Below are 22,431 nucleotides of genomic sequence, written 5' to 3'. Positions count from 1 at the left end.
GTCACCGCAGCACGCTAGATTCCCGCCTCTTTCAGGCCACGCATTTCCTTCTTCAAATCGGCAATTTCGTCACGCAAACGACCCGCCAATTCGAACTTCAACTCGCGGGCCGCAGCCCCCATTTGGGCGGTGAGGTCGTCGATAAGCTTTTGCACTTCGTCGGCAGCCATGCTCGAAACGTCGGGTTTGTCCACCATCGCCGCTGGGTCGGCGGAGTCCTGCTCTTCCCCATCGGATTCGTAGACCTGGTCCAAGATGTCCGCAATCTTCTTGCGCAGCGGCTGCGGGTCGATGCCGTGTTCCTTGTTATAGGCAATCTGCTTTTCACGGCGGCGCTCGGTCTCATCAATGGCCTCTTGCATGGACTCGGTGATTTTGTCCGCGTACATGATGACCTCGCCCGAGACATTTCGAGCCGCACGGCCGATAGTCTGGATGAGCGAGGTGGTCGAGCGCAGGAAGCCCTCCTTGTCCGCATCCAGGATGGCCACCAGAGAGACCTCCGGAAGGTCAAGGCCCTCGCGCAGGAGGTTGATGCCCACGAGGACGTCGTATTCACCAAGGCGCAACTGACGCAGCAGCTCCACGCGCTGTAGGGTGTCGATGTCCGAATGTAAGTAACGGACCTTGACGCCGTGTTCCAAGAGATAGTCGGTGAGGTCCTCGGCCATGCGCTTGGTCAGGGTGGTAACGAGCACGCGTTCCTGCTTTGCGGTCCGGGTGCGGATCTCGTCGATGAGATCGTCGATCTGCCCCTTGGTGGGCTTGACCGTCACCTTTGGGTCGATCAGGCCGGTTGGGCGAATGACCTGCTCGACATACTCGCCCTGGGAGGCAGTCAGCTCGTAGTTGCCCGGAGTAGCAGACATATAGACGGTCTGGCCCACACGCTCTTCGAACTCGTCAAAGGTCAGCGGGCGGTTATCCGTGGCCGAAGGAAGGCGGAAGCCAAACTCCACGAGGTTGCGCTTGCGCGACATATCGCCTTCAAACATGCCGCCGATCTGCGGAACCGTCACGTGGGACTCGTCGATGATGGTCAGGAAGTCCTGCGGGAAGTAATCCAGCAGCGTGGCCGGCGCAGAACCTGCCGGGCGGCCGTCGATATGGCGGGAGTAGTTCTCGATGCCTGAGCAAAAGCCCACCTGCTCGATCATCTCGAGGTCATACTCGGTGCGCATGCGCAGGCGCTGGGCTTCGAGCAGCTTGCCGCGATTTTCTAGATCCTCCAGGCGCTCAGCCAGCTCCGCCTTGATGTCTTCCACAGCCTTGGCCATGCGCTCCGGACCCGCCACGTAGTGCGTCGCCGGGAAGATGCGCACCTCGTCGACGCGTTCTAAGACGTCACCGGTCAGCGGGTGGATGTAGTAAAGCTCATCGACATCGTCGCCGAAGAACTCAATGCGCACCGCACGCTCCTCATATGCCGGAATAATATCCACGGTATCGCCTTTGACACGGAAGGTACCGCGGGTAAAGCCGACGTCGTTGCGCTCGTATTGGATATCTACCAAAAGGCGCAGGAAGCGGTCGCGGTCGATCTCCTCGCCTTCCTCAATGACCACCGAGCGGTCCAGGTAGGACTGCGGGGTACCCAAGCCGTAAATGCACGAAACGGAGGAAACTACGACGACGTCGCGGCGGGACAGCAGCGACGAAGTGGCAGAGTGACGTAGGCGCTCGACGTCCTCGTTGATGGAGGAATCCTTCTCGATGTAGGTATCGGTCTGCGCGATATAGGCCTCGGGCTGGTAGTAGTCATAGTAAGAGACGAAGTACTCCACGGCGTTATGCGGCAGGAGCTGGCGCAGCTCGTTAGCAAGCTGTGCCGCCAGGGTCTTGTTCGGTGCCATAACCAGCGTGGGGCGCTGCTGTTGCTCAATCAGCCAGGCCGCCGTTGCCGACTTACCGGTACCGGTAGCGCCCATGAGCACGACGTCGCTTTCGCCACGGCGCAGGCGCGCGTCTAGCTCCGCGATAGCGGAGGGCTGGTCTCCGGAGGGTTCAAACTCTGATTCCACCTTGAATTCGGCGGAGCGACGCTCCACCTCGCTCACTGGGCGATGCTCAGAGACCGGCAAAATTGGATGTTCCGCTGCAAATGCCATGCCCGCAAGTCTAGCGTTTTAGGGCAATGCAGCGCGCACAGCCATAATCCACGTCTCTAGCTCGCCGGTGGGTTCCCACAGTGCGTACACGGAAGAGGTATCCGGGTCGAGGGTGGCGTTAATCTGCTTGCGCAACCACGCCCGCGACTGCGGCTTGTAGAGCGCGTTGATGCTTTCTGCGCTAATACCCTGGGGCAAATGTTCAGGTGAAGTCTTGGCCAACATGCCAAGGGCAATGACCACCTCGGCCTCGTCGACGTCGAGCGGCGGGGCGGCGCACATGCGCTTGAAACGTTCGAAATCGAAGGAGCCATCACGAATGGCGGCGAGCAGGTCGCACGCCGCGTGATTATCGAAAGGTCCTACATCCCACGTTCCCATAGATTGGGACAATAGGAAAGGAAAGTGAACGTAGCTAAAGCGCAGCGTTAACATTCATCGCTACAAAACTTAAATTTTCGCGTCGAGGGCCGCCACCAGTCGCTCTACTTGCGGCACCAAATCCTCGCGCGCACCGTTGTTGTCGATGACGAAATCCGCTGCGGCCAGGCGCTCCTCATCCGGGATCTGTGCCGCTATCCGACGCCGCGCGTCATCCTCGTCCAAACCTCGGAACTCGACGAGGCGGCGCACGCGCTCCTTAACAGCGACGTCGACCACGACCGTATAGTCCATGTCGCGGTGCAGGCCTTTATCCACCAACAAAGGCATGTCATAGACGGTAAAAGCTTCACCGCGTTTGCGGGCCTGCGCGAAACGGGATTCGGTCTCAGCCGCAATGCGCGGGTGGGTGATTTCGTTGAGGCGCGCGGTAGAGGCGGCGTCGCCAAACGCGCGCTTAGCCAACAAGCCTCGATTCAAGCTGCCATCCGCCTGGAGGATGTCGGAACCGAAAGATTCTGCCAGCTCCGCTAGGGCGGGCTGGCCCGGCTCGACGATATCGCGCGCAATCTGATCTGCGTCCACCACGTTCCAGCCGCGTTCCGCCAGAAGCTCGGCCACGGTGGACTTGCCGCTTCCTATGCCACCGGTTAAACCAATCAGTTTCATAATTGGCCAGGGTACGCGAAAAGGCCGCACCCCGCGTTTGGAAGCAAACGGAGGATGCGGCCTTTATGAGCTAGCTGGGATTAGTTGCCAGCGAGCTTGTCGCGCAGAGCAGCAAGCTGCTCGTCGGAAGCCAGGGAGCCGCCAACCTCAGCCGAAGCCTCGGATGCCGGAGCTGCATCGTTGGACTCGGAGGAGTAGTTGGAGGACTCGTTAGCCTCTGCAGCCTCAGCGGCTGCGGCACGGTTGCGCTCGATCTGAGCGGTGTGCAGGTTGAAGCGACGCTCGGACTCTGCGTAGCGTGCCTCCCAAGCCTGACGCTGCTCGTCGTAGCCCTCGAGCCACTCGTTGGTCTCTGGGTCGAAGCCCTCTGGGAAGACGTAGTTGCCCTGCTCGTCGTAGGAGTCAGCCATGCCGTACTTGGACGGATCGAACTCTTCGGTGTAGTCCTCGTCTGCCTGCTTAACGGACAGGGAGATACGACGACGCTCGAGATCGATGTCGATGACCTTGACCATGACTTCCTGGCCAACGGTGACAACCTGGTCCGGAACCTCGACGTGGCGCTGAGCCAGCTCGGAGATGTGAACCAGGCCCTCGATGCCCTCTTCGACGCGAACGAATGCGCCGAACGGAACGAGCTTGGTGACCTTGCCCGGGACGATCTGGCCCACAGCGTGGGTGCGGGCGAATACGCGCCACGGATCTTCCTGGGTAGCCTTCAGGGACAGGGAGACGCGCTCGCGGTCGAGATCAACGTCGAGAACCTCAACGGTGACCTCGTCACCGACGGTGACGACCTCAGATGGGTGATCGATGTGCTTCCAGGACAGCTCGGAAACGTGAACCAGGCCGTCGACACCGCCGAGATCGACGAATGCGCCGAAGTTGACGATGGAGGAAACAACGCCCTTGCGGACCTGGCCCTTCTGCAGCTGGTGCAGGAACTCGGAGCGAACCTCAGACTGGGTCTGCTCGAGGAATGCACGGCGGGACAGGACGACGTTGTTACGCTGCTTGTCCAGCTCGATGATCTTTGCTTCCAGCTCCTGGCCGATGTACGGCTCCAGGTCGCGGACGCGACGCATCTCGACGAGGGAAGCAGGCAGGAAGCCACGCAGACCGATGTCCAGGATGAGGCCACCCTTGACAACCTCGATAACGGTACCGGTAACTGGCTCTTCCTTGGCGTGCAGCTCCTCGACTGCACCCCAAGCACGCTCGTACTGTGCGCGCTTCTTGGACAGGATCAGACGGCCTTCCTTGTCCTCCTTGGTGAGAACGAGTGCGTCGATCTGATCGCCGACCTCGACGACCTCATCTGGGTCGACGTCGTGCTTGATGGACAGCTCGCGGGATGGGATGACGCCTTCGGTCTTGTATCCGATGTCGAGCAGGACCTCGTCGTGGTCAACCTTGACCACGGTACCCTCGACGATGTCACCATCGTTGAAGTACTTGATGGTGGCGTCAACGGCAGCGAGGAAGTCCTCAGCGGTTCCGATGTCGTTGATCGCAACCTGAGGGGTGTTAGAAGTTGGCATATGTAGAAATGCTCCGAGTTGATGTAGGAGATCGTAAATGGACAGTTACGCGTCTCTCGAAAAGCGTCTCTAAACAGGCAAGATAGCGATAGTTTAGGATGGATTCCGATCCCGCCGTGACGATGTATAAAGCCCTCCTACGGAAGCCTCAGACAACCCACGGCATAGACACGCCCGTGCAATACTACATCCGCGCAGCTAAAACGGCAAATACTTCAATTTTTCACAAGGACTTCATCCATGCAGACTCCCTCCCGCGCGAACCAATCCTTTTGGGACAACGATGCCGCGGCCTATCATGCCGCGCATCCGGATTATCTTTCCTCCTTTTATTGGTGCCCGGAGATGCTGCACGAGGCTGACGCACACCTGCTTGGCGACGCCGCCTTCCTCGCCGCCGCGCGCGTGCTCGAGATTGGCTGTGGTTCAGCACCTTGTACCGCGTGGTTGCAGGATAAGGCGGGCTTTGCCACCGGCTTCGATATCTCACGCGGCATGCTCTCCCACGCGCCGAGCGGCCTGCCGCTAGTACAGGCAGATGCCCTAGTGCTGCCCTATGCCGACGAGTCCTTCGACATCGCCTTTTCCGCTTTCGGCGCTTTCCCTTTTATTGCTGACTTAGACGCGGCGCTCGCGGAGGTCCGCCGCGTGTTGCGCCCGGGCGGGCGCTTGGTCATCTCCGCTACTCACCCGATGCGCTGGATTTTCCCCGATGACCCGCTAAACCTCACCGCTGAGCTTTCCTACTTCGACCGCGCCTACTTAGAGCACGACGCTGATGGCAACTTGAGCTACGCGGAGTTCCACCGCACACTCGGCGACTGGGTGCGCGCCATACAAACCCGCGGCAGTTTTCTCATCGAGGACGTCCTCGAGCCGGAGTGGCCGCAAGACCTCGACATCACCTGGGGCCAGTGGTCGCGCGAGCGCGGCGAAATCTTCCCCGGCAGCATCATTTTTATCTGCACCGCCGTTTAGCAGCAATCGACTATGAGTAATCTATAGCGCATGGATTTTTTGGTTAAAGAGCGCTTGGGCATCACCCTCCGCCGCGTCGTGGCGTGGTGGATTGATGCCTTCCTCGCCGCCGCCATCATCATGGTGGTGCGGTGGACCATCAACGCGCTTTTCGACGCCCCCATCACAGGCCACGCCGCCGCCATCTACGACATCGCGGCCCTTGCCAGCGTGTTCTACCTCTACCGCGTTATCTGTGAGGCACGCAAACGCACCTCGCTGGGCAAATGGTCGCTGCAGTTGCGCGTCATCACTGACAAGCCCGGCTGGTGGTCGGCCGCGCTGCGCAATAGCTGGATTCTTCTCACGCTCATCTCTTTGACCGGCGTGCCACACGTGGAGGCAATAGTTCTCGGCGTGCTAGGAATATCAGTTTTGGCAACGGGCCAAACGCCCTTCGACATGCTGGCTAATTGCCTAGTCGAGCGCCGCCCACTGCCTTTCTAACTTCGCCTTCGCGTAGGCCGGGATACCGTGGTCCTCGATGCCCTGGGCTACCAGGCGTGCGCGGGCCTTAGTGCGCTGCGGCATCCCAATCCTTACCGGCACCGGCGGAGACCTCGAGCGGGACGTTGAGCTCGATGGCCGAATCCATCTCGCGTTCTAGAATCTCGCGGACCGCATCAGCCTCGCCTGGGGCGACTTCCACCACAAGTTCGTCGTGGACCTGCAGCAGCACACGGGAGCGCATTCCCTCAAGCGCCCTATCCACGCGAATCATGGCGACCTTGATGATGTCCGCAGCCGTGCCCTGAATCGGAGCGTTCAGCGCTGCACGTTCGGCGTTCTCACGCGCGAGGCGATTATCAGAGTTCAGCTCCGGCAGGTAGCGACGGCGCCCGAAGACGGTCGCGGTGTAGCCATCCTTGCGGGCTTGCTCAACGACGTTGTCGAGGTAGCGTTTCACGCCACCGAAACGCTCGAAATAGCTTTCCATGATCTCCTTGGCCTCGCGGGCCGGGATGCCCAGCTGCTGGGACAAGCCGAACGCGGAAAGGCCATAGACTAGACCATAAGACATCGCCTTGACACGGCGGCGTAGCTCCGAGGTCACCTCATCGACCGGCACGTCGAAGACCTTCGAGCCGACGTAGTTGTGCAGATCCTCACCCTCGCGATAGGCCTCGATAAGCCCCGGATCCTCGGACAGGTGAGCCATCACGCGCATCTCAATCTGGGAATAATCGGCCGTCATCAAGGTCTCGAACTCCGTGCCCACGATGAACGCAGAGCGAATCTGGCGCCCTGCCTCCGTGCGCACTGGGATGTTCTGCAGGTTCGGCTCGGTGGAGGAAAGTCGACCCGTGGAAGCCACCGTCTGGTTGAAGGTGGTGTGGATACGACCGTCCGGCTGCACGGTCTTAATGAGTCCTTCCAGGGTGGTCTTCATCTTCTGGTACTCGCGGTGAGCAAGCAGATGATCGAGGAACGGGTGCGGGTGGTTGACCGCCAGCTGCTCAATCTCCTTGGCCGCGGTGGAATAGCCCGTCTTGGTCTTCTTCGTCTTCGGCATCTCGAAGGTCTCGAAGAGCACGGTCTGCAGCTGCTTTGGCGAGTTCAAGTTCAGCGTCTCGTCGCCAGCCAGCTCGCGGGCGGCGCGCTCCTGCTCGGCAACCTGCTCGATGAAGGCATCGCGCTGGGTTTCTAGAATCTCCACGTCCACGGCGATACCGGTGGCCTCCATGCGCGCGAGAATGCCCACGAGCGGCAGCTCCAAGTCGGTATAAAGCTCGAAGGAATCGATCTCTTGCAGCTGCTTGCTAAGCGCCACAGCCAGCTCCATGATGGCACCCGCCTGGTCCACCAGGGAAGAATCTTCCAGCAGCGAGAGCTGGTCGCTGGCCTGGGCGAGAGTCTTCTTCAGGTGACGTTGATAGACATCCGGCAGGTCATAGGTGCGCTGGCCCGGGCGCAGCAAGTAGGCAGCGATCGCGGTATCGTGCGCGATGCCACGCAGCTCGATGCCGCGGCCTGCCAGCATATGGAAAGCGGCCTTGGCCTCGTGAAAATACTTCGGCGCAGAAGAAGCAAACCAGGCGGCAAGTGCGGCGTCATCCTCCGCGCTCAATTCGCCAAGTTCGACCTGCATGCCTTCAAAGTCGGCGTCGACAAGCGCGAGTGCGCTCGCGTCACCCTGGCCGGGGCGGGAGTCACCAGTGACAAAGACCGCGACGTGCTCTTTGCCCTCCAACCACTGGGCCAAAGGCTTGTCGACGACCTTAATCTCCAGCGTCGGCGCCTCCTCCACGGCCGGCGCCCCACCGCCGTCGTTCGGGATGGCCTCCAGCACGCGCTCGCGGAGATTGGTGCCGAACTCGAGCTCGTCGAACTTCTCGGCCACCTCGCTAACGGTCGCGCCTTGGAATGCCAGATCGTCGGGGCCAACCTCTAAATCCATGTCCGTGATCATCTGCGTGAGTTTGCGGTTCATGCGCACCTGCTCGATGCGATCGCGGAAGTTCTGACCGGCCACACCCTTGATTTCCGCGGCGTGTTCGATAAGCTCCTCGAGGGTGCCGTATTGGAGGATCCACTTGGTGGCCGTCTTCTCGCCCACCTTGGGAACGCTCGGCAGGTTATCGGAGGGATCGCCGCGCAGGGCCGCAAAATCCGGATACTGCTGCGGAGTCAGACCGTACTTCTCCTCCACCGCGGCCGGGGTAAAGCGATGCAGAGTGGAAACGCCACGCATGGGGTACAACACGGTGGTGTCCTCGTTGACCAGCTGCAGGTAGTCGCGGTCGCCGGTAACGATGAGGGTTTCATAATTATCGGCCTGGGTAGCCAGCGTGGCCACGATGTCATCGGCCTCGAAGTTCTCGCGGGATAGCGTGGTGATGCCCAGGGTGCCGAGCACCTCGCGGATGAGCTCTACCTGGCCGCGAAACTCCTCGGGCGCAGCCTCGCGCTGGGCCTTGTACTCCGGGAACATCTCGGTACGGAAGGTCTTGCGCCCGACGTCGAAAGCCACGCCCACGAACTCCGGCTTCTCCTCGGCGACGATGTTGGAGAGCATGGACAAAAATCCATACACCGCATTCGTGTGCTGGCCGCCGGAAGTGGCGAAGTTTTCTGCCGGCAGCGCATAAAAAGCGCGGAAGGCCATAGAGTGGCCGTCGATAAGCAAAAGGCGCGGTTTGGTGGTCTTATTGTGTGTTGTCGAAGAAGTCACTCGCCCCATCATAGAGCCTTTACCCCCACCTAATTAGTAATTGCTCGCCCGGCTGCGCTAAACTGCTTTCCAGTCAACAAGACGCGCCCCTGTAGCCCAATTGGCAGAGGCAATGGATTCAAAACCCATTCAGTGTGAGTTCGAGTCTCACCAGGGGCACCACCTTCATCCCCTCGCTCGGCAACTTTGCCTGGCGAGGGGATTTTTTACGTTCGGGGCCGCAAAATTTTGCCACGTTGCGTGAATAATATGCCGCGAGTGGTATTTATTGTGATAGGTTTATTCCTCGGGCGGCGCGGCGTTTCTCCGATCCGCTTAAAATCTCGGCCATATTGCGGCACGTCACGCCCCAGAGCCCGATCATTCAAGGTTAGTTTCGAAAGTATGCAATATATTCTCAACGCCATTCGCGGCGCACTCATAGGCTCGGCAGAGCTCGTCCCCGGAATCTCCGGTGGCACTGTCGCGCTTATCGTGGGCATTTACGAACGCGCGCTGCACAATGCAAACTTTCTCATCTCTGGCCGGTTCAAAAAGGTGGAATGGGGCTTTCTCGCCTCCGTCGCGGTAGGCATGTTCGCGGCCGTATTTGGACTGTCGACGCTGTTGCACAACTTCGTCGAGAGCCAAGTATCGATATCAAGCGCCCTGTTTTTAGGAATGGTGGCGGTATCCATCTTCGTGCCGATCTCCATGATGACTCGGGCTGAGCGCTTCAAGGCCTCCTCCATCGCCACCTTCGCAGTGGCGGCCGGACTTATTTTCTTTGTCACGGGATTTACCTCGGAGCCGGTGGACAATCCCTCACTCATCGTGGTCTTCTTGGCCGCCATGGTAGCGGTCTGCGCGCTCGTGCTCCCCGGTGTCTCGGGCTCGCTGATTCTGCTGACGATGGGCCTTTACCAGCCAGTCATCGGCGCCGTTTCCGACCGCGAGCTGGGCACCATTGCCGTATTCGCCTTGGGTGCCCTGTGCGGCCTCGCAGCGTTTGTAAAGCTGCTCAACTACCTATTGGATAATCACCGCTCGCTGACCCTGGCAGCCATGGCCGGCTTCATGTTCGGCTCCCTGCGCGCTTTGTGGCCGTGGGGTGCGGACCAGGACGCATCCAGCGGGGCAATCATCGCGATGATGGTGCTCGGCGGCATCATCGTATCCGTATTCATCTTCATCGACGCGCGCAAGGCCAAGGCCTACAACGAGCCAGAAAAGCAAAGTTAGAACACCCCAATGAAAAGAAAAGTCGCCACCACAGCCGTGGTACTAAGTTGCACCGTCCTAGCGACGGGATGCGTCACCAACAAGGAATCCTCCATGCCTGAGGGTTGGCAAGCACCTGACATCGAGATGGTTCCGGAAATCGCGGCGATGTACCACGACAACGATGGCGTGCTCACGGCGGGCACCAACCCGCCGTTTGCGCCCTTCGAGTTCAAGGACTCCGATGGCGCGCTCGTCGGCGTTGAGATGGACATCACCAACGCTATTGCCGACGTCCTGGGGCTCGAGTTCCAGCCCGTCGAACAGGATTTCTCGCTCATCCTGCCCGCGGTGCAATCCGGACAAATCGATATCGGTGCCTCCGGATTTACCGATAACGAGGAACGCCGCAAAAACTTCGACTTCGTCGACCACCTCTACGCCGGCATCCAATGGGCCGAGCGCACCGAGGGCATTAAAGACGTAGACCCGCAAAACCCGTGTGGGCTTACCGTCGCGGTCCAGCGCACCACGGTCTCAGAAACCGACGACCTTAATCCGAAACGCGATGCCTGCGGCGGTGACCTGCGCATCCTGGCCTATGACACCAGCGACAACGCGGCGCTTGCCGTGTTGATGGGCCGCGCGGACGCAATGTCCGCCGACTCGCCTGTCTCCTCCTGGGCCGTCAACCGCTCAGAAGGCAAGATGCGCATGGTCGGTGACATGTTTGACGCCGCACCTTATGGGTTGGCGGTGCCGAAAGACTCCGAGCTCGGTCCTGCTGCCGCTGCGGCACTGGACTACCTCATCGAAACAGGCGAGTACGAAAAGATTTTGAGCCGCTGGGGCATCTCTGAGGGCCTCGTGGACCAGGCAATGATTAACGAAAGGCCAGTCAATGACTAAGACAACTCCGGCCGCGCAGCCGCAAGAAATTCAGGCTCGTCCCCTGCGTCACCCATGGCGCTGGGTCTTTGCCACTATCCTCGTCCTTCTAGGGCTCTGGTTTGTCATCGCCTCCGCGCGCAACGAGGCATTTGGCTGGGATACCTACTTCCAGTACCTCTTTGACAAGCGCATCGGGGCCGCATCCCTGCATACCCTGGCCATTACCATCCTCGCGATGCTCATCGGCGTCGTCGGTGGCGCGGTGCTCGCGGTGATGCGCATGTCCCCCAACCCGGTTTTGCGCGGCGTCGCCTGGCTATTTTTGTGGATCTTCCGCGGCACCCCGGTCTACGTGCAGCTGGTGTTCTGGGGCCTTTTATCCGCGCTATATCAATCCATCAACCTCGGATTCACCGAGATTTCGCTCTCGGGAGTGTTGACCAACGCCTTCCTGCTGTCCGTGCTGGGTCTCGGCTTGAACGAGGCGGCCTACATGGCAGAAATCGTCCGCTCCGGCATTTCTGCAGTGCCGGAAGGCCAGAAAGAAGCCTCCAAGGCTCTGGGCATGGGCTGGTGGATGACCATGCGCCGCACTGTGCTTCCGCAGGCGATGCGCATTATCATCCCGCCGACGGGCAACGAGTTCATCTCCTTGCTCAAGACCTCCTCGCTCGTGGTTGCGGTGCCCTATACCTACGAGATTTTCGGCCGCGCTACCGATATCTCCGCCGCTCTCTTCGAACCCATCCCGCTGCTTATGGTCGCAGCCACGTGGTATCTGGTGATCACCTCCTTGCTGATGGTGGCCCAGTACTTCTTGGAGCGCCGCTTCGAACGCGGTGCCACGAGTGAGCTCACCGGGCGTCAGCTAGCAGCGCTTGCCGACGCCGAGGGCACCATCCCCCGTAACGTTTCCGTCATCCCGGAGGTAAATAACTAATGGCTACGCCAATGATTTCCGCACAAAACGTGCACAAGTCCTTCGGCAGTTTGGAAGTGTTGAAAGGTATTACTCTCGACGTCATGCCGGGCGAGGTCGCCTGCCTGTTGGGGCCTTCAGGCTCGGGCAAGTCGACGTTTTTGCGCTGCTGCAATCACCTAGAAAAGGTCACGGCGGGCCGACTATACGTCGACGGGGACCTGATTGGTTACCGCGAGCGCGACGGAGTCCTCTACGAGATTACGGAAAAGCAGGCCGCCGCCCAGCGCACCGATATCGGCATGGTGTTCCAGCAATTTAACCTTTTCGCCCACCGGACGGTGCTCGAAAACATCATTGAGGCGCCGGTGAACGTGAAAAAGCAGCCGGTGGAAAAGGCAAAGAAACGCGCGATGGAGCTGCTCGAACAGGTAGGCCTTGCGCACAAGGCGGATGCCTATCCGGTGCAGCTTTCGGGCGGCCAGCAACAGCGCGTAGCCATCGCGCGGGCGGTGGCGATGGAGCCGAAGCTGATGCTTTTCGACGAGCCGACCTCCGCACTCGATCCCGAACTCGTCGGCGAGGTATTACGCGTGATGAAGGAACTCGCCGCGGGTGGAATGACCATGTTGGTGGTCACCCACGAGATGGGATTTGCCCGAGAAGTCGCCGACAAGATTTTCTTCATGGACGGCGGCCAAGTCATCGAATCTGGCACTCCGCAGCAGGTCATCGACGATCCGCAGCACCCGCGAACCAAGGAATTCCTCTCCTCGCTGCTATAGCGAGCTTACGATGAGTTATCCACAGATTTAGCCCGAAAAAGAAGTTAGGGCTAGCACTTGGGTGACTAGCGCTCCTAGCGTTTAAGGCATGACTCTTCAGGCATACCTTGACGCACTGCGCCCCGGCATGGATATCATCGCCGGGGCCCAAGGCATGTCTGCCGCGCAATTAGAAGCCCTCGGCGCCCCGGATACCGAGGCCCGCATGCTCGCCCGCTTGGCGCACACCTACTTCGGTCCGACCAAATTTAGCGCCAAACAGCGCACGGCCCGCGAGTCCACGCACAGTCTGCCGGTGCTAAAAATCATCGAACGCTACGCCGCCAAGGCGGCCAATCAGGCCGAAGCGTGGCGGCTGCGCGAGAAACTCTGCGCGCTCCAGGCGCCCGCCAGCGACATCGAAAAGCAGGCGCGCCGACTGACCCGCAGGCCAGCACGGGGGCCGCGTGCTGGGGCGCGGTTGTATCGACGTCGCAAAGCGTGGACACTTGCCATCACCGGCCCCAACGACATGATTGCGGACTTATGGGCGCGCTTGGATAAGACCAAGCCTGTGGAACAACTGACCGGCCTTCTCTACGGCGGCGTGAAGGCTGCACAGCGCCCGACGCCGCGCACCAACGTCATCGTGCGCCTGCCAGAGTTTATCGACGTCCTGCACGGCACGGGCGACGAGATCACCCTGCGGCTGACCAACGGCGCCACCATGACTGGAAAAGATTACCTGGAGCGCGTGCTTGCCGACGCCGGCCTCGGCGAGCTGTTTACGCTCATCCACCCGGTGGAAGGCCCGGTGAACCTATACCGCGCACAAAGGCACGCCAGCTCGAAGCAGCGACTTATGGCGGCCGCGGAAAATCCGACGTGTCCGTGGCCGGAATGCAACATCGGCGCCGATGAAGCCCAGGTCCACCACATGCACCCCTGGCGCTTAGGCGGCGAGACCAACATGGCGAATCTGACCACCTGCTGTGGCTACCACAACGGGGTTAACCAAGACGACCCGAACGCCCCGCCAGGCCGCGGGAGGCTAGACCGCATCGATGGTGTGGTCACTTGGCACCGCGGGCGCTGCTAAAAACGCGCAAAAGCGCTGCTCCTTAAGGGGAACAGCGCTTGTTGGCGTGCCTAATGTTCCTCTGACATGGGGTTGTCTGCGGACTGGGCTTGGATGACGTCGTCAAGCACGGCGTGAATATACGGCGGTGCCTGATGATTGGAGTACTCGGAAGCTAGCTCCACGCCCTCCACGAGTGCGGTTGCGTTCGGGACATCCTCGTTGAAAAGAATCTCCCACACGGCCACGCGCATAATTGCGCGGTCGACGGCCGGGATACGGTGCAGCTCCCACTCAGAAGAAAGGTAACGCTCGATGGTCTCGTCGATGGCGTCGAGCTCTTCGGCCGCGCCCTTGACGATGACCTGAGTGTACTCGGCAACCGGGGCGACGCCGTTGGCGTCCTCGCGGGCCAGTTGGACGCGGTCCTCGATGATGCTTACGGGATCGACGTCGCGGTTTTCTGCCTCGTACAGAATGTCCGCGGCGCGGCGGCGCGCGCGGTAGCGCGCCGTGTGGCGCTTGTAGTTGATGTCTTTTTGCTCAGACACGTTGCGCCCTAGTTGTTGACGCGGGAGAGGTACTCGCCGGTGCGGGTATCGATCTTGAGGACGTTGCCGATCTCAATAAACAGCGGTACCTGGATCTCGGCGCCGGTCTCGAGGGTAGCTGGCTTGGTGCCGCCGTTGGAGCGATCGCCCTGCAGGCCTGGCTCGGTGTGCTCAACCTTCAGGTCAACGGAGATAGGCAGCTCGCCGAAAAGAGCCTCGCCGTCGTGGAAGGAGACCTGCACACGCATGTTCTCCAGCAGGAACTTGCCGGCCTCACCGAACTTGTCGAAAGGCAGCTCGAACTGCTCGAAGGTCTTATCGTCCATGACAACGAAATTCTGGCCATCGTTGTACAGGTAGGTCATGTCGCGACGATCTACCGTTGCGGTCTCCACCTTGACGCCAGCGTTGAAGGTCTTATCGGTGACCTTGCCGGAGACGACGTCCTTGAGCTTGGTACGCACGAATGCAGGGCCCTTGCCCGGCTTAACGTGCTGGAACTCGACGATCTGCTGCAGCTTGTTGTCAATCTTGAGAACGAGTCCGTTCTTGAAATCGGTGGTATCAGCCATGGATCAAACTCCCAGTAAAAATAGTGGTGAAAACAGTGTTCCAGCATACCTTATGCAGGTTTGCCAGCATAACAGGGCCAAATTATAGAACCTGCAAGTCCTTCGGGAATGAAGTGATGATCTTCGGCACGCCGGAGGTGATGATAAGCGTATCCTCAATGCGCACTCCGCACTTGCCCGGTACGTAGATACCCGGCTCGATGGTAAGGGTCATGCCCTCGGCAAGTTCGCCCTTACCCGTTTGCGCAGCAGCCGGGCCCTCGTGCACGTCAAGGCCGATGCCGTGGCCGGTGGAGTGCACGAAGTACTCGCCGTAGCCGGCCTCGGTGATGATGTCGCGGCAGGCGGCGTCGACGTCGACAAGCTTGGCCCCTGGCACCGCCGCCTTGACGCCAGCCTCTTGGGCGCGCAGGACGATATCGTATATCTCGCGGGAGAGCTCGTTCGGCTCCCCGACCGCGAAGGTACGGGTGCAATCGGAGTTAAAGCCACGCAGGTGCGCGCCGAAGTCGATGGTTACGAGGTCGCCGGAGACCAGTACGCGATCGTCGGCGCCGTGGTGCGGCTTTGCGGAATTCGGGCCGGAGGCGACGATGGTATCAAAGCTCACGCGCTCAGAACCCAGCTTGCGCATGCGGTATTCCAGGTCTGCCGCGATCTGGCGCTCAGTGCGCCCCACTGCTACCTCGCTGGCAGCAACCAAGCCCTCCAGCGCTTCGTTGGCCAGCGCCGCGATGCGTTCGAGGCGCTCCAGCTCCTGTGGGTCCTTCACCAGGCGAATGTCTTCGATGACTCCGCTCATCGGAACCAGCTCCACTCCCTCAGGAGCTGCCTCTTCCAAGGCCTTGAACTCAGATACGGAGACATAATCGGCCTCAAAGGCCACGCGCAGTGGTCCCTCGAGGCGCCTGAGCAACGCCGGACCCACCGGGCGGCCCAAGACTGCTTCGAGGTCTGGGACTTCTTCTGCAATCTGGGTGGTATAGCGGCCATCGGTTGCCATCAGCGCCGAGAGGTCCTTGCGCAGCAGCAGGCCACCGTTGGAGCCGGAGAAGCCGGAAAGGTAGCGCACATGCACCAGGTGGGTTACCAAGACGGCGTCGATGCGCATGCCGGCTACCTCTGCAGCGAGCTTGCGGCGGCGGTCACTAAAGCGGGTATCAGCGAGTGTCATGTGTTAATCCTTTTCTTCTTGACGGTCAACCCATGATAACGCCCACCACCCGCGGGTTTGGGGCTAATCGCTGAGAAAATAACCGAGTGCGGCCTCGTAGCCGTAGATACCCAATCCGGCGATAACCCCGCGCGCGATCGGGCTTAAATAAGAATGTTGGCGGAACGGCTCGCGCGCGTGCACGTTGGAGATATGCACCTCGACGAAGCCGGCGCCGTCGGCAACCTCAGCAAGGGCGTCGCGCAGCGCGACTGAAGTATGCGTAAAGCCGCCAGGGTTGATGATGACGGGCCAGCCGGCGTCGGCAGCCTCGTGGACCTTATCGATGAGCTCGCCTTCGTGATTGGACTGGTAGAACTCCAGCTCTGCCTCACCTGCGGCCGCACGCATGCGCTTTTCGACGTCCGCGAGGCTCGTCGTTCCATACACTTCCGGCTGCCGCTTGCCCAGGCGGTTTAGGTTGGGGCCGTTGAGAACCAAAATCTTCATGTCTGCTCCGAACTAGTGGGAAATGGCTGCATAAGCCGCGCGCAATTCGGCCTCGGTGGCATCTTCGATGCGGGTGGTCTCGCCGATGCCGGTGAGGGCTACGAAACGAATAGCACCCCCGCGGTTTTTCTTATCCCTCGTCATGGCCTGGTAAAGCTCGTCGAAGTGGCCTGCTTCGTAGGTCGTGGGCAGGCCGAGCGAGCGCAGGATCTGGGTGTGGGTGTCCAAAACGGCGGCGTCGATAAGCCCGCGGGCGTGGGCTAGGTTGGCGACGAACATCATGCCCACGGCCACGGCGCGGCCGTGACGCCAGGTGTAGTCCTCGCGCAACTCGATGGCGTGGCCGAACGTGTGTCCATAGTTGAGGGTCTCGCGCAGGCCGGCCTCTTTGAGGTCCTCGCCCACCACGCGGGCCTTGACCGCGATGGAGCGCTCGATAAGCTCGGGCAGACCGCTAAGCGGGTCGAGGCAAGCGGCGGGATCTGCGAGGTAACGCGAGATGATGACTGGATCGTGGATGAAACCGGTCTTGACGATCTCCGCCGACCCGGCGACGATTTCATCCTCTGGCAGGGTGTGCAGGCGGTCCGAGTCTACGAAGACGGAATCGGGCTCGTGGAATGCCCCGACCAAGTTCTTGCCGGCAGCGGTGTTAATGCCTGTTTTGCCGCCGACGGCGGCGTCTACCATCGCCAGCAACGTGGTGGGCACCTGGATGACCTTGATGCCGCGCATCCACGTCGCGGCAAGGAACCCCGCGAGATCGGTGGCCGCTCCCCCTCCGAGTCCTACGATGGCGTCGCGGCGACTGAAGTTTGCCTCGCCAAGGCTGTCCCACAGACCACCCACGACGTCGAGGCGCTTGGCGGCCTCGGCATCGGGAATGGGCAGCAGGGTAACCACGACGTTGCGCGCGGCAGCCTCCGCGGCAAGCTGACGAGCGACGGCCGCGACGGCAGGCTGGAACACGATCCCCACTTGGCCCGCGCCGGTTGTGCTGAGCCGGTTTGCGATGGCTTCGGTCAAACCCGCGCCGACGGTGACCTCATAAGGGCTAGGGCCTGAAACTGGAATCGTGGTCATAAAAACTCGTTTCTTAAAGCGTGTCGATAAAGCCCAAGATGGCGCCGACTACCTGCTGTGGGCTGCGCTTATCGGTGCGGACCTTCAAGTTGGCGACCTGCTCGTAGTACGGCCTGCGCAACTCCAGCAGCTCAGCGTAGTGCGCCAGGGGGTCGGCGGCGGCGAGGACGGGGCGGTTGGCGTCGCCAAGCGTGCGGGTTACCCCTTCCTCCGGGGAAACGTCAAGGAAAATGACGGTGTGGCGGTCCAGGAGGTCGCGGGTGCCTTCATCGAGCACGGCCCCGCCGCCCAGGCTGACGACGCCGCGCGAACACAGCGCTTGCTTTACCACTTCCGCCTCCAGCTCGCGGAAGGCCGACTCACCCAGCGAGGAAAAGACCTCTCCACAGGCCGCGCCCTCGCGCTGTTCAATCATCTGGTCGGAGTCGACGAGTTCGCAGTTGAGGGAATGAGCTAAACGGCGCCCGATGGAAGACTTACCCGCCCCAGGTGGCCCAATGAGAACAACGCGGGGACGCGGGCTACCAGTCACGGAAACCGGTGTGGTCATTACTTACTCCTGTTCAAAAGCAAGACGCTGGGAAACATACTCATTGTAGGCGGCGATATTGCGCTTGGTCTCCATGACGCTATCGCCGCCAAACTTTTCTAGCACCGCGCGCGCGAGAACGAGGGCGACCATGGCTTCGGCGACCACGCCCGCGGCGGGCACCGCGCACACATCGGAACGCTGGTGGATGCCGGTGGCCGCCTTGCCGGTTGCCATATCCACGGTGCGTAGGGCGCGCGGGACGGTGGAGATCGGCTTCATGGCAGCGCGCAGACGCAGGGTCTCGCCGTTGGTCATGCCGCCTTCGAGACCGCCGGCGCGGTTGCTCAGGCGAGTAACGCCCGCGCCTTCCCGCACCATTTCGTCGTGGGCCTCGGAGCCGCGGCGGCGGGCCTCCTCGAAGCCGTCGCCTACTTCTACGCCCTTGATGGCCTGAATGCCCATGAGCGCAGCGGCGAGCTGGGCATCGAGGCGGTCCTCGCCGGAGATGTGCGAGCCCAGGCCAATGGGCAGGCCTTCGACAACGACCTCGACAATGCCGCCTAAGGTATCTCCCTGCTTTTTGGCGGCCTCAATTTCCGAAATCATCGACGCTTGCGCATCCTCGCCGAAGGCGCGCACGGGTGAAGCATCGATGGCGTCGAGATCCGCGTGCGTCGGTGTGGGGCCCGCATAAGGCTCCGAGGCGCCGATGGAGATGACGTGGGAGATAACCTCCACGCCGAGGGTCTCGCGCAGAAAGTTACGCGCGATGGTGGCGGCGGCCACGCGCGCGGCGGTCTCACGAGCTGAGGACCGCTCCAGGATCGGACGCGCCTCGTCGTGGCCGTATTTGACCATGCCTGCAAAATCCGCGTGGCCCGGCCGCGGGCGGGTCAGCGGGGCGCCACGGCCGGAAGCCATGGCCTTGGCGGTCTCCTCGTCGGACATGTCCAGCGCGTGTGGTGACATGATGGTGGTCCACTTTGGCCACTCGGTGTTACCGATCATGATCGCAATCGGGCTGCCCAGAGTCTTACCGTGGCGGATGCCAGAAAGGAGAGTTAATTCGTCGGCTTCGAACTTCATGCGGGCGCCCCGGCCATAGCCTAAGCGGCGGCGTGAGAGCTGGGCAGCGATGTCATCCTGCAATACTGGTACCCCGGACGGCATGTGCTCAAGCATGGCGATGAGCGCCTGGCCGTGGGATTCACCTGCGGTAGTCCAACGAAGCATGCGGGTTATTATCGCACGCCGCGCACACGCGGGCTAGCACTAGGGTCGAACTTAGAGCGCAATCACACACGCCGCCGCAGCCAGCAGCATTCCGGGCCCGTGCGGGGGTGCGGCGTCGCGGCGGGCAAGGCCCCATAACGCAGTGCTAAGCGACGCCCCCATCATCGCCAGCAACTGCCCCATCACCCCTGCTTCGTGGACGGTCCACATGCCCAGCGGAAAGGCGAGTTTAATGTCGCCGCCGCCGACCCCGCCGCGCCATAGTGCGAGTGCGAGGTAGAGCCCCGGCCAGATGAGCCCGGCCGGGGAAAAGATACAAAGCGAGATAAGGCAGGCGGGCAGGGTAAGCCAATTGGGTAGGCGTTTATAGCGGATGTCGAATATACACAGCATGACTATCCACGCGGCGATGCAGGCGTGGATATAAAAGTTTCCCCCCATGGGGCCACAGCCTAGCTCAAGGCTGCATCGAGGGCAGCGCGCATGGTGGCTTGCGGCGCGGGATGGCCGGTAAACTGCTCAAACTGACTGAAGGCTTGATGCGCGAGCATGACGTGGCCGCCCACCGTGGCGTAGCCGTTGGCGGCCGCATGCGAGACGAGCGGCGTGGGCCAGGGATCGTAGATGACGTCGAGGACTGGCGCGTGGGCTAGGTCAAAGAGGTGACCGTCGAGGGCCGCGGAGGGAACCGTGGAGACGATGAGGTCTGCCTCGCGCGCGAGGGCGGCGAGGTCAGCGTCGAAGGTGGCGCGATAAAGCTTGAGGCCGAGGGCGTCGGCAAGCGGGGCGAGCTCGGCGCGCCGGTCAGAGCGGTTCAGCACGGTGACGTCGGTAATGCCGCGCTGCGCCAGGGCCCAAAGCGCGGGGCGGGCGGTGCCGCCGGAGCCGATGAGAAGCGCGCGACGGGCGGTCTTTTCCCCCATTAGGACCGCCAACGCACCGGCGACGCCCTCGGTGTCGGTGTTGTCGGCGCGCCAGCCCTGCTCGGTGCGTACAAGGGTATTCGCAGAGCCAATGAGTTCGGCACGTTCAGTGCGCTCCGTGGCGCAAGAAAGGGCGGCGAACTTGCCCGGCATGGTCACGGAGAAACCGCGGAAATCAGCAGGCGCTTCCTCGAGAAAGCGCGGCAGCGACGCCGCCGTGACCTCAAAGCGGGTGTAGTCCCAATCCTCTAGCCCCAGGGCTGCATAACCGGCGTTATGCAGCACCGGGGACAAGGAATGGTCGATGGGTTGACCTAGAACCGCCGCGCGTGGCATTACTCGGCTGGCTTTGCTTCAGAATCCTCGCCACCCTGCACGCCGCCGCGCTGGGACTCGAGAATGCCGGAGTTGATGGCCTTATCGACGTTGGCCAAGTGCTCGTCGTAGTTATCGGTGAACACGGTGGTGCCATCAGCGTCGATTGTGGCGAAGAACAGCCAGTTGCCCTCCTCCGGGTGCTCCATGGCGTCGATTGCCTCAACGGAAGGAGAAGCAATCGGGGTATCCGGCAGGCCCTCCTTGGCGTAAGTATTCCACGGGGTTACCTCGGCGCGAGCTTCGTCGGAAGTCGCCAGCTCCACGTCCGGCAGGCCGTAGTTAACGGTGGAGTCCAGCTCCAAACGCATCGGCTCGTCCAGGCGGTTCAGGATGACGCGGGCCACCTTGCCGAACTCGCCGGCCGGGGACTCGCGCTCGACCAAGGATGCTGCAACCAGCAGCTCGTATGGGGTCTTGCCCATAGCCTGCGCGCGGTCGACGATGCCGGTCTCGTTGTAGCGCTCGGTAGAACGAGTAATCAAGTCCTTCAAGATGGCCTGCGCGTCCATGTTCGGATCGACCACATACTGGCCCGGAGCAATAAGACCCTCAAGGCGCTTCGGGTCCTCGCCACGGGAGCGAATCTTCTCCAGCGCCCATTCGGGCGCGCCAAGCTCGGCCGGATCGACGGTCGCCGCGACCTTCTCCAGTTCTTCCTTGGTCACGGAGCCGCCCTCTTGCTCAGAGACTTGCGCGATCAGCGAGTAGACGCCGTAGCGAACATCGCCGCCGACAACCTTAACGTCGGAAAGCGTGGCTCCGCCCTGCACGTCCAAAGGATCGACCTTGTTTTTGTCATCGAGCAGCGCAGAAACCGCCGCCTTTGCATTCATCTCCTCCTGCAGGCGGTAGAAGCCCGGCTGAATGCTGCCAGCGCGAGGGTTGGAGTTGGCCGCCGAGGAGAAAGCATCCGCGGTCTTGACCACGTTCTTTTCCACGAGCTCCGGGCCGAGCTGGCTCATCGACGAGCCTTCTGGGACCTCGACCAGCTGCACGGTGCCGTTGCCGGTTCCCTCATAGTCCATGCTGCTGCCTCCTCCAAGCAAGCGGAAGCCGATGTATCCCAGGGCGCCGATGATAAGCACCACGGAGGCCACCACCACGGCAAGGCCGCGCTGGCGGCGCTTGACGTGCTTCGGCTCCATGGAGCGCCCGATTCGTTCTTGGTTTCGGCTCACGTAACTAGTCTCCTGCTGTTGAAGGCTCGTGGGTGGTTGCATCTGCTTGAAGCGCGTTGTTACGTGCGTCCAACCAGGATTGCAAGATTTCTACTGCGGCTGCTTGGTCGATGACTTTGCGGCCCTTTTTCTCGGATACCCCTGACGCCCGCAGCGCTGTCGTGGCGGCGACTGTGGTCAGCCGCTCGTCAGCCATGCGGACAGGTGGTTGCCCTATCGTTACATCTTTTCCCAGCCTGCGGCGGATGCGAAACGCGATTTCCTTGGCGTGTTTGACACTTTTCGAGCCGTTGCCCTGCAGATCGCGGGGCAGGCCTACTACTACCTCTACCGCTTGGTACTCGTGAATGAGCTCCAAAATGCGGTCGATATCGCCTTTATCGCGGTCTTTGAAACCGGTTTCGCGAGCGACGGTCTCGACAGGAAGCGCCAGCTTGGCGTTGTTGTCAGAGACCGCGACACCGATGCGTACGGTGCCTACATCTAGCGCTAGTCGACGCCCATTTCCCGGGTCGTCCACCCCGGGAGTATCGGGTTGTACGGCCATGCTCTATGAATGTCCCTTCGCGGTTGGTTGC

The 22,431-nt window shown here is 61.3% G+C and carries 23 protein-coding genes and 1 tRNA gene; 8 read left to right on the top strand and 16 right to left on the bottom strand.

Annotation, left to right across the window (positions count from 1 at the left end; translation table 11 throughout):
- Positions 1-14: 14 nt before the first annotated feature.
- The 4 genes from uvrB to rpsA all read right to left on the bottom strand — a co-directional run bounded on the left by uvrB (position 15) and on the right by rpsA (position 4,699).
- Complete coding sequence (gene uvrB, locus HMPREF2692_RS11385; RefSeq protein ID WP_062038921.1) at positions 15-2,108, bottom strand: excinuclease ABC subunit UvrB; 2,094 nt, start codon at positions 2,106-2,108, stop codon at positions 15-17.
- 18 nt (positions 2,109-2,126) lie between these two features.
- Positions 2,127-2,489: a DUF4259 domain-containing protein gene (locus tag HMPREF2692_RS11380; protein ID WP_083306128.1), complete on the bottom strand. Its 363-nt coding sequence runs from the start codon at positions 2,487-2,489 to the stop codon at positions 2,127-2,129.
- A 69-nt stretch (positions 2,490-2,558) separates the two neighbouring features.
- The gene (coaE, locus tag HMPREF2692_RS11375) at positions 2,559-3,158 is read right to left on the bottom strand and encodes a dephospho-CoA kinase (protein WP_062038917.1); all 600 of its coding nucleotides are present in this window, start codon (positions 3,156-3,158) and stop codon (positions 2,559-2,561) included.
- A gap of 80 nt (positions 3,159-3,238) precedes the next feature.
- The gene (gene rpsA, locus HMPREF2692_RS11370) at positions 3,239-4,699 is read right to left on the bottom strand and encodes a 30S ribosomal protein S1 (RefSeq protein WP_062038914.1); all 1,461 of its coding nucleotides are present in this window, start codon (positions 4,697-4,699) and stop codon (positions 3,239-3,241) included.
- Between the two features lie 240 nt (positions 4,700-4,939).
- Here rpsA and HMPREF2692_RS11365 point away from each other — a divergent pair, with 240 nt between their 5' ends.
- Both HMPREF2692_RS11365 and HMPREF2692_RS11360 read left to right on the top strand, forming a co-directional pair.
- Positions 4,940-5,677, top strand: a complete 738-nt coding sequence (locus tag HMPREF2692_RS11365) for a class I SAM-dependent methyltransferase (RefSeq protein WP_070823641.1) — start codon at positions 4,940-4,942, stop codon at positions 5,675-5,677.
- A 30-nt stretch (positions 5,678-5,707) separates the two neighbouring features.
- The gene (locus HMPREF2692_RS11360; RefSeq protein ID WP_201054688.1) at positions 5,708-6,163 is read left to right on the top strand and encodes an RDD family protein; all 456 of its coding nucleotides are present in this window, start codon (positions 5,708-5,710) and stop codon (positions 6,161-6,163) included.
- Positions 6,164-6,230: 67 nt separating this feature from the next.
- Here the strand turns inward: HMPREF2692_RS11360 and polA are convergent, their stop codons facing one another.
- Positions 6,231-8,822 (bottom strand): DNA polymerase I, encoded by a 2,592-nt coding sequence (gene polA, locus HMPREF2692_RS11355; RefSeq protein WP_246823453.1) that lies wholly within the window; start codon positions 8,820-8,822, stop codon positions 6,231-6,233.
- A 151-nt stretch (positions 8,823-8,973) separates the two neighbouring features.
- Between polA and HMPREF2692_RS11350 the strand changes: the two genes are divergently transcribed.
- From HMPREF2692_RS11350 to HMPREF2692_RS11325, 6 genes are all read left to right on the top strand, one after another.
- Positions 8,974-9,050 (top strand) — tRNA-Leu (locus tag HMPREF2692_RS11350).
- A gap of 222 nt (positions 9,051-9,272) precedes the next feature.
- A complete protein-coding gene (locus HMPREF2692_RS11345) occupies positions 9,273-10,109 on the top strand; it encodes a DUF368 domain-containing protein (protein ID WP_070823638.1) in 837 nt (278 codons plus the stop codon).
- 9 nt (positions 10,110-10,118) lie between these two features.
- On the top strand, positions 10,119-10,997 hold the full coding sequence (locus HMPREF2692_RS11340; protein WP_061922709.1) for an ABC transporter substrate-binding protein: 879 nt from the start codon (positions 10,119-10,121) through the stop codon (positions 10,995-10,997).
- Positions 10,990-11,919: an amino acid ABC transporter permease gene (locus HMPREF2692_RS11335; RefSeq protein ID WP_070823636.1), complete on the top strand. Its 930-nt coding sequence runs from the start codon at positions 10,990-10,992 to the stop codon at positions 11,917-11,919. The genes HMPREF2692_RS11340 and HMPREF2692_RS11335 overlap by 8 nt, the downstream gene beginning before the upstream one ends.
- Positions 11,919-12,683, top strand: a complete 765-nt coding sequence (locus tag HMPREF2692_RS11330; protein WP_062038895.1) for an amino acid ABC transporter ATP-binding protein — start codon at positions 11,919-11,921, stop codon at positions 12,681-12,683. The genes HMPREF2692_RS11335 and HMPREF2692_RS11330 overlap by 1 nt, the downstream gene beginning before the upstream one ends.
- Positions 12,684-12,771: 88 nt before the next feature.
- Entirely contained in the window at positions 12,772-13,761 is a 990-nt protein-coding gene (locus HMPREF2692_RS11325) for an HNH endonuclease signature motif containing protein (RefSeq protein ID WP_070823635.1), read from the top strand.
- Between the two features lie 50 nt (positions 13,762-13,811).
- On the opposite strand, the gene nusB is transcribed toward HMPREF2692_RS11325, so the two are convergent.
- From nusB to ruvX, 11 genes are all read right to left on the bottom strand, one after another.
- On the bottom strand, positions 13,812-14,291 hold the full coding sequence (nusB, locus tag HMPREF2692_RS11320) for a transcription antitermination factor NusB (protein WP_062038889.1): 480 nt from the start codon (positions 14,289-14,291) through the stop codon (positions 13,812-13,814).
- Between the two features lie 8 nt (positions 14,292-14,299).
- Positions 14,300-14,863, bottom strand: a complete 564-nt coding sequence (gene efp / locus HMPREF2692_RS11315; protein ID WP_062038886.1) for an elongation factor P — start codon at positions 14,861-14,863, stop codon at positions 14,300-14,302.
- 82 nt (positions 14,864-14,945) lie between these two features.
- A complete protein-coding gene (locus HMPREF2692_RS11310; protein ID WP_070823633.1) occupies positions 14,946-16,037 on the bottom strand; it encodes a M24 family metallopeptidase in 1,092 nt (363 codons plus the stop codon).
- 63 nt (positions 16,038-16,100) lie between these two features.
- On the bottom strand, positions 16,101-16,526 hold the full coding sequence (aroQ, locus tag HMPREF2692_RS11305) for a type II 3-dehydroquinate dehydratase (protein WP_070456635.1): 426 nt from the start codon (positions 16,524-16,526) through the stop codon (positions 16,101-16,103).
- Positions 16,527-16,538: 12 nt separating this feature from the next.
- Positions 16,539-17,609, bottom strand: a complete 1,071-nt coding sequence (gene aroB, locus HMPREF2692_RS11300) for a 3-dehydroquinate synthase (RefSeq protein WP_070456632.1) — start codon at positions 17,607-17,609, stop codon at positions 16,539-16,541.
- A gap of 13 nt (positions 17,610-17,622) precedes the next feature.
- Positions 17,623-18,159, bottom strand: a complete 537-nt coding sequence (locus HMPREF2692_RS11295; protein WP_070456629.1) for a shikimate kinase — start codon at positions 18,157-18,159, stop codon at positions 17,623-17,625.
- Between the two features lie 3 nt (positions 18,160-18,162).
- Positions 18,163-19,374 carry a chorismate synthase gene (aroC, locus tag HMPREF2692_RS11290; RefSeq protein WP_070456626.1) on the bottom strand — a complete coding sequence of 404 codons (1,212 nt, stop codon included), beginning with the start codon at positions 19,372-19,374 and terminating at the stop codon, positions 18,163-18,165.
- Positions 19,375-19,425: 51 nt separating this feature from the next.
- Positions 19,426-19,815 (bottom strand): prepilin peptidase, encoded by a 390-nt coding sequence (locus HMPREF2692_RS11285; protein ID WP_070456623.1) that lies wholly within the window; start codon positions 19,813-19,815, stop codon positions 19,426-19,428.
- A gap of 11 nt (positions 19,816-19,826) precedes the next feature.
- Positions 19,827-20,633: a shikimate dehydrogenase gene (locus tag HMPREF2692_RS11280; RefSeq protein ID WP_070823631.1), complete on the bottom strand. Its 807-nt coding sequence runs from the start codon at positions 20,631-20,633 to the stop codon at positions 19,827-19,829.
- Positions 20,633-21,820: an endolytic transglycosylase MltG gene (mltG, locus tag HMPREF2692_RS11275; protein WP_062038863.1), complete on the bottom strand. Its 1,188-nt coding sequence runs from the start codon at positions 21,818-21,820 to the stop codon at positions 20,633-20,635. Before mltG ends, HMPREF2692_RS11280 begins: the two co-directional genes overlap by 1 nt.
- A gap of 37 nt (positions 21,821-21,857) precedes the next feature.
- Positions 21,858-22,400 carry a Holliday junction resolvase RuvX gene (ruvX, locus tag HMPREF2692_RS11270; RefSeq protein ID WP_061922754.1) on the bottom strand — a complete coding sequence of 181 codons (543 nt, stop codon included), beginning with the start codon at positions 22,398-22,400 and terminating at the stop codon, positions 21,858-21,860.
- Between the last annotated feature and the right edge of the window lie 31 nt (positions 22,401-22,431).

This window comes from Corynebacterium sp. HMSC036D03 (genome assembly GCF_001836185.1).
In the GTDB taxonomy this organism is placed as follows: Bacteria; Actinomycetota; Actinomycetes; order Mycobacteriales; family Mycobacteriaceae; genus Corynebacterium; species Corynebacterium simulans.
The sequence above is the reverse complement of the archived record's forward strand: the minus strand, read 5'-3'. Positions and strand labels throughout refer to the sequence as shown.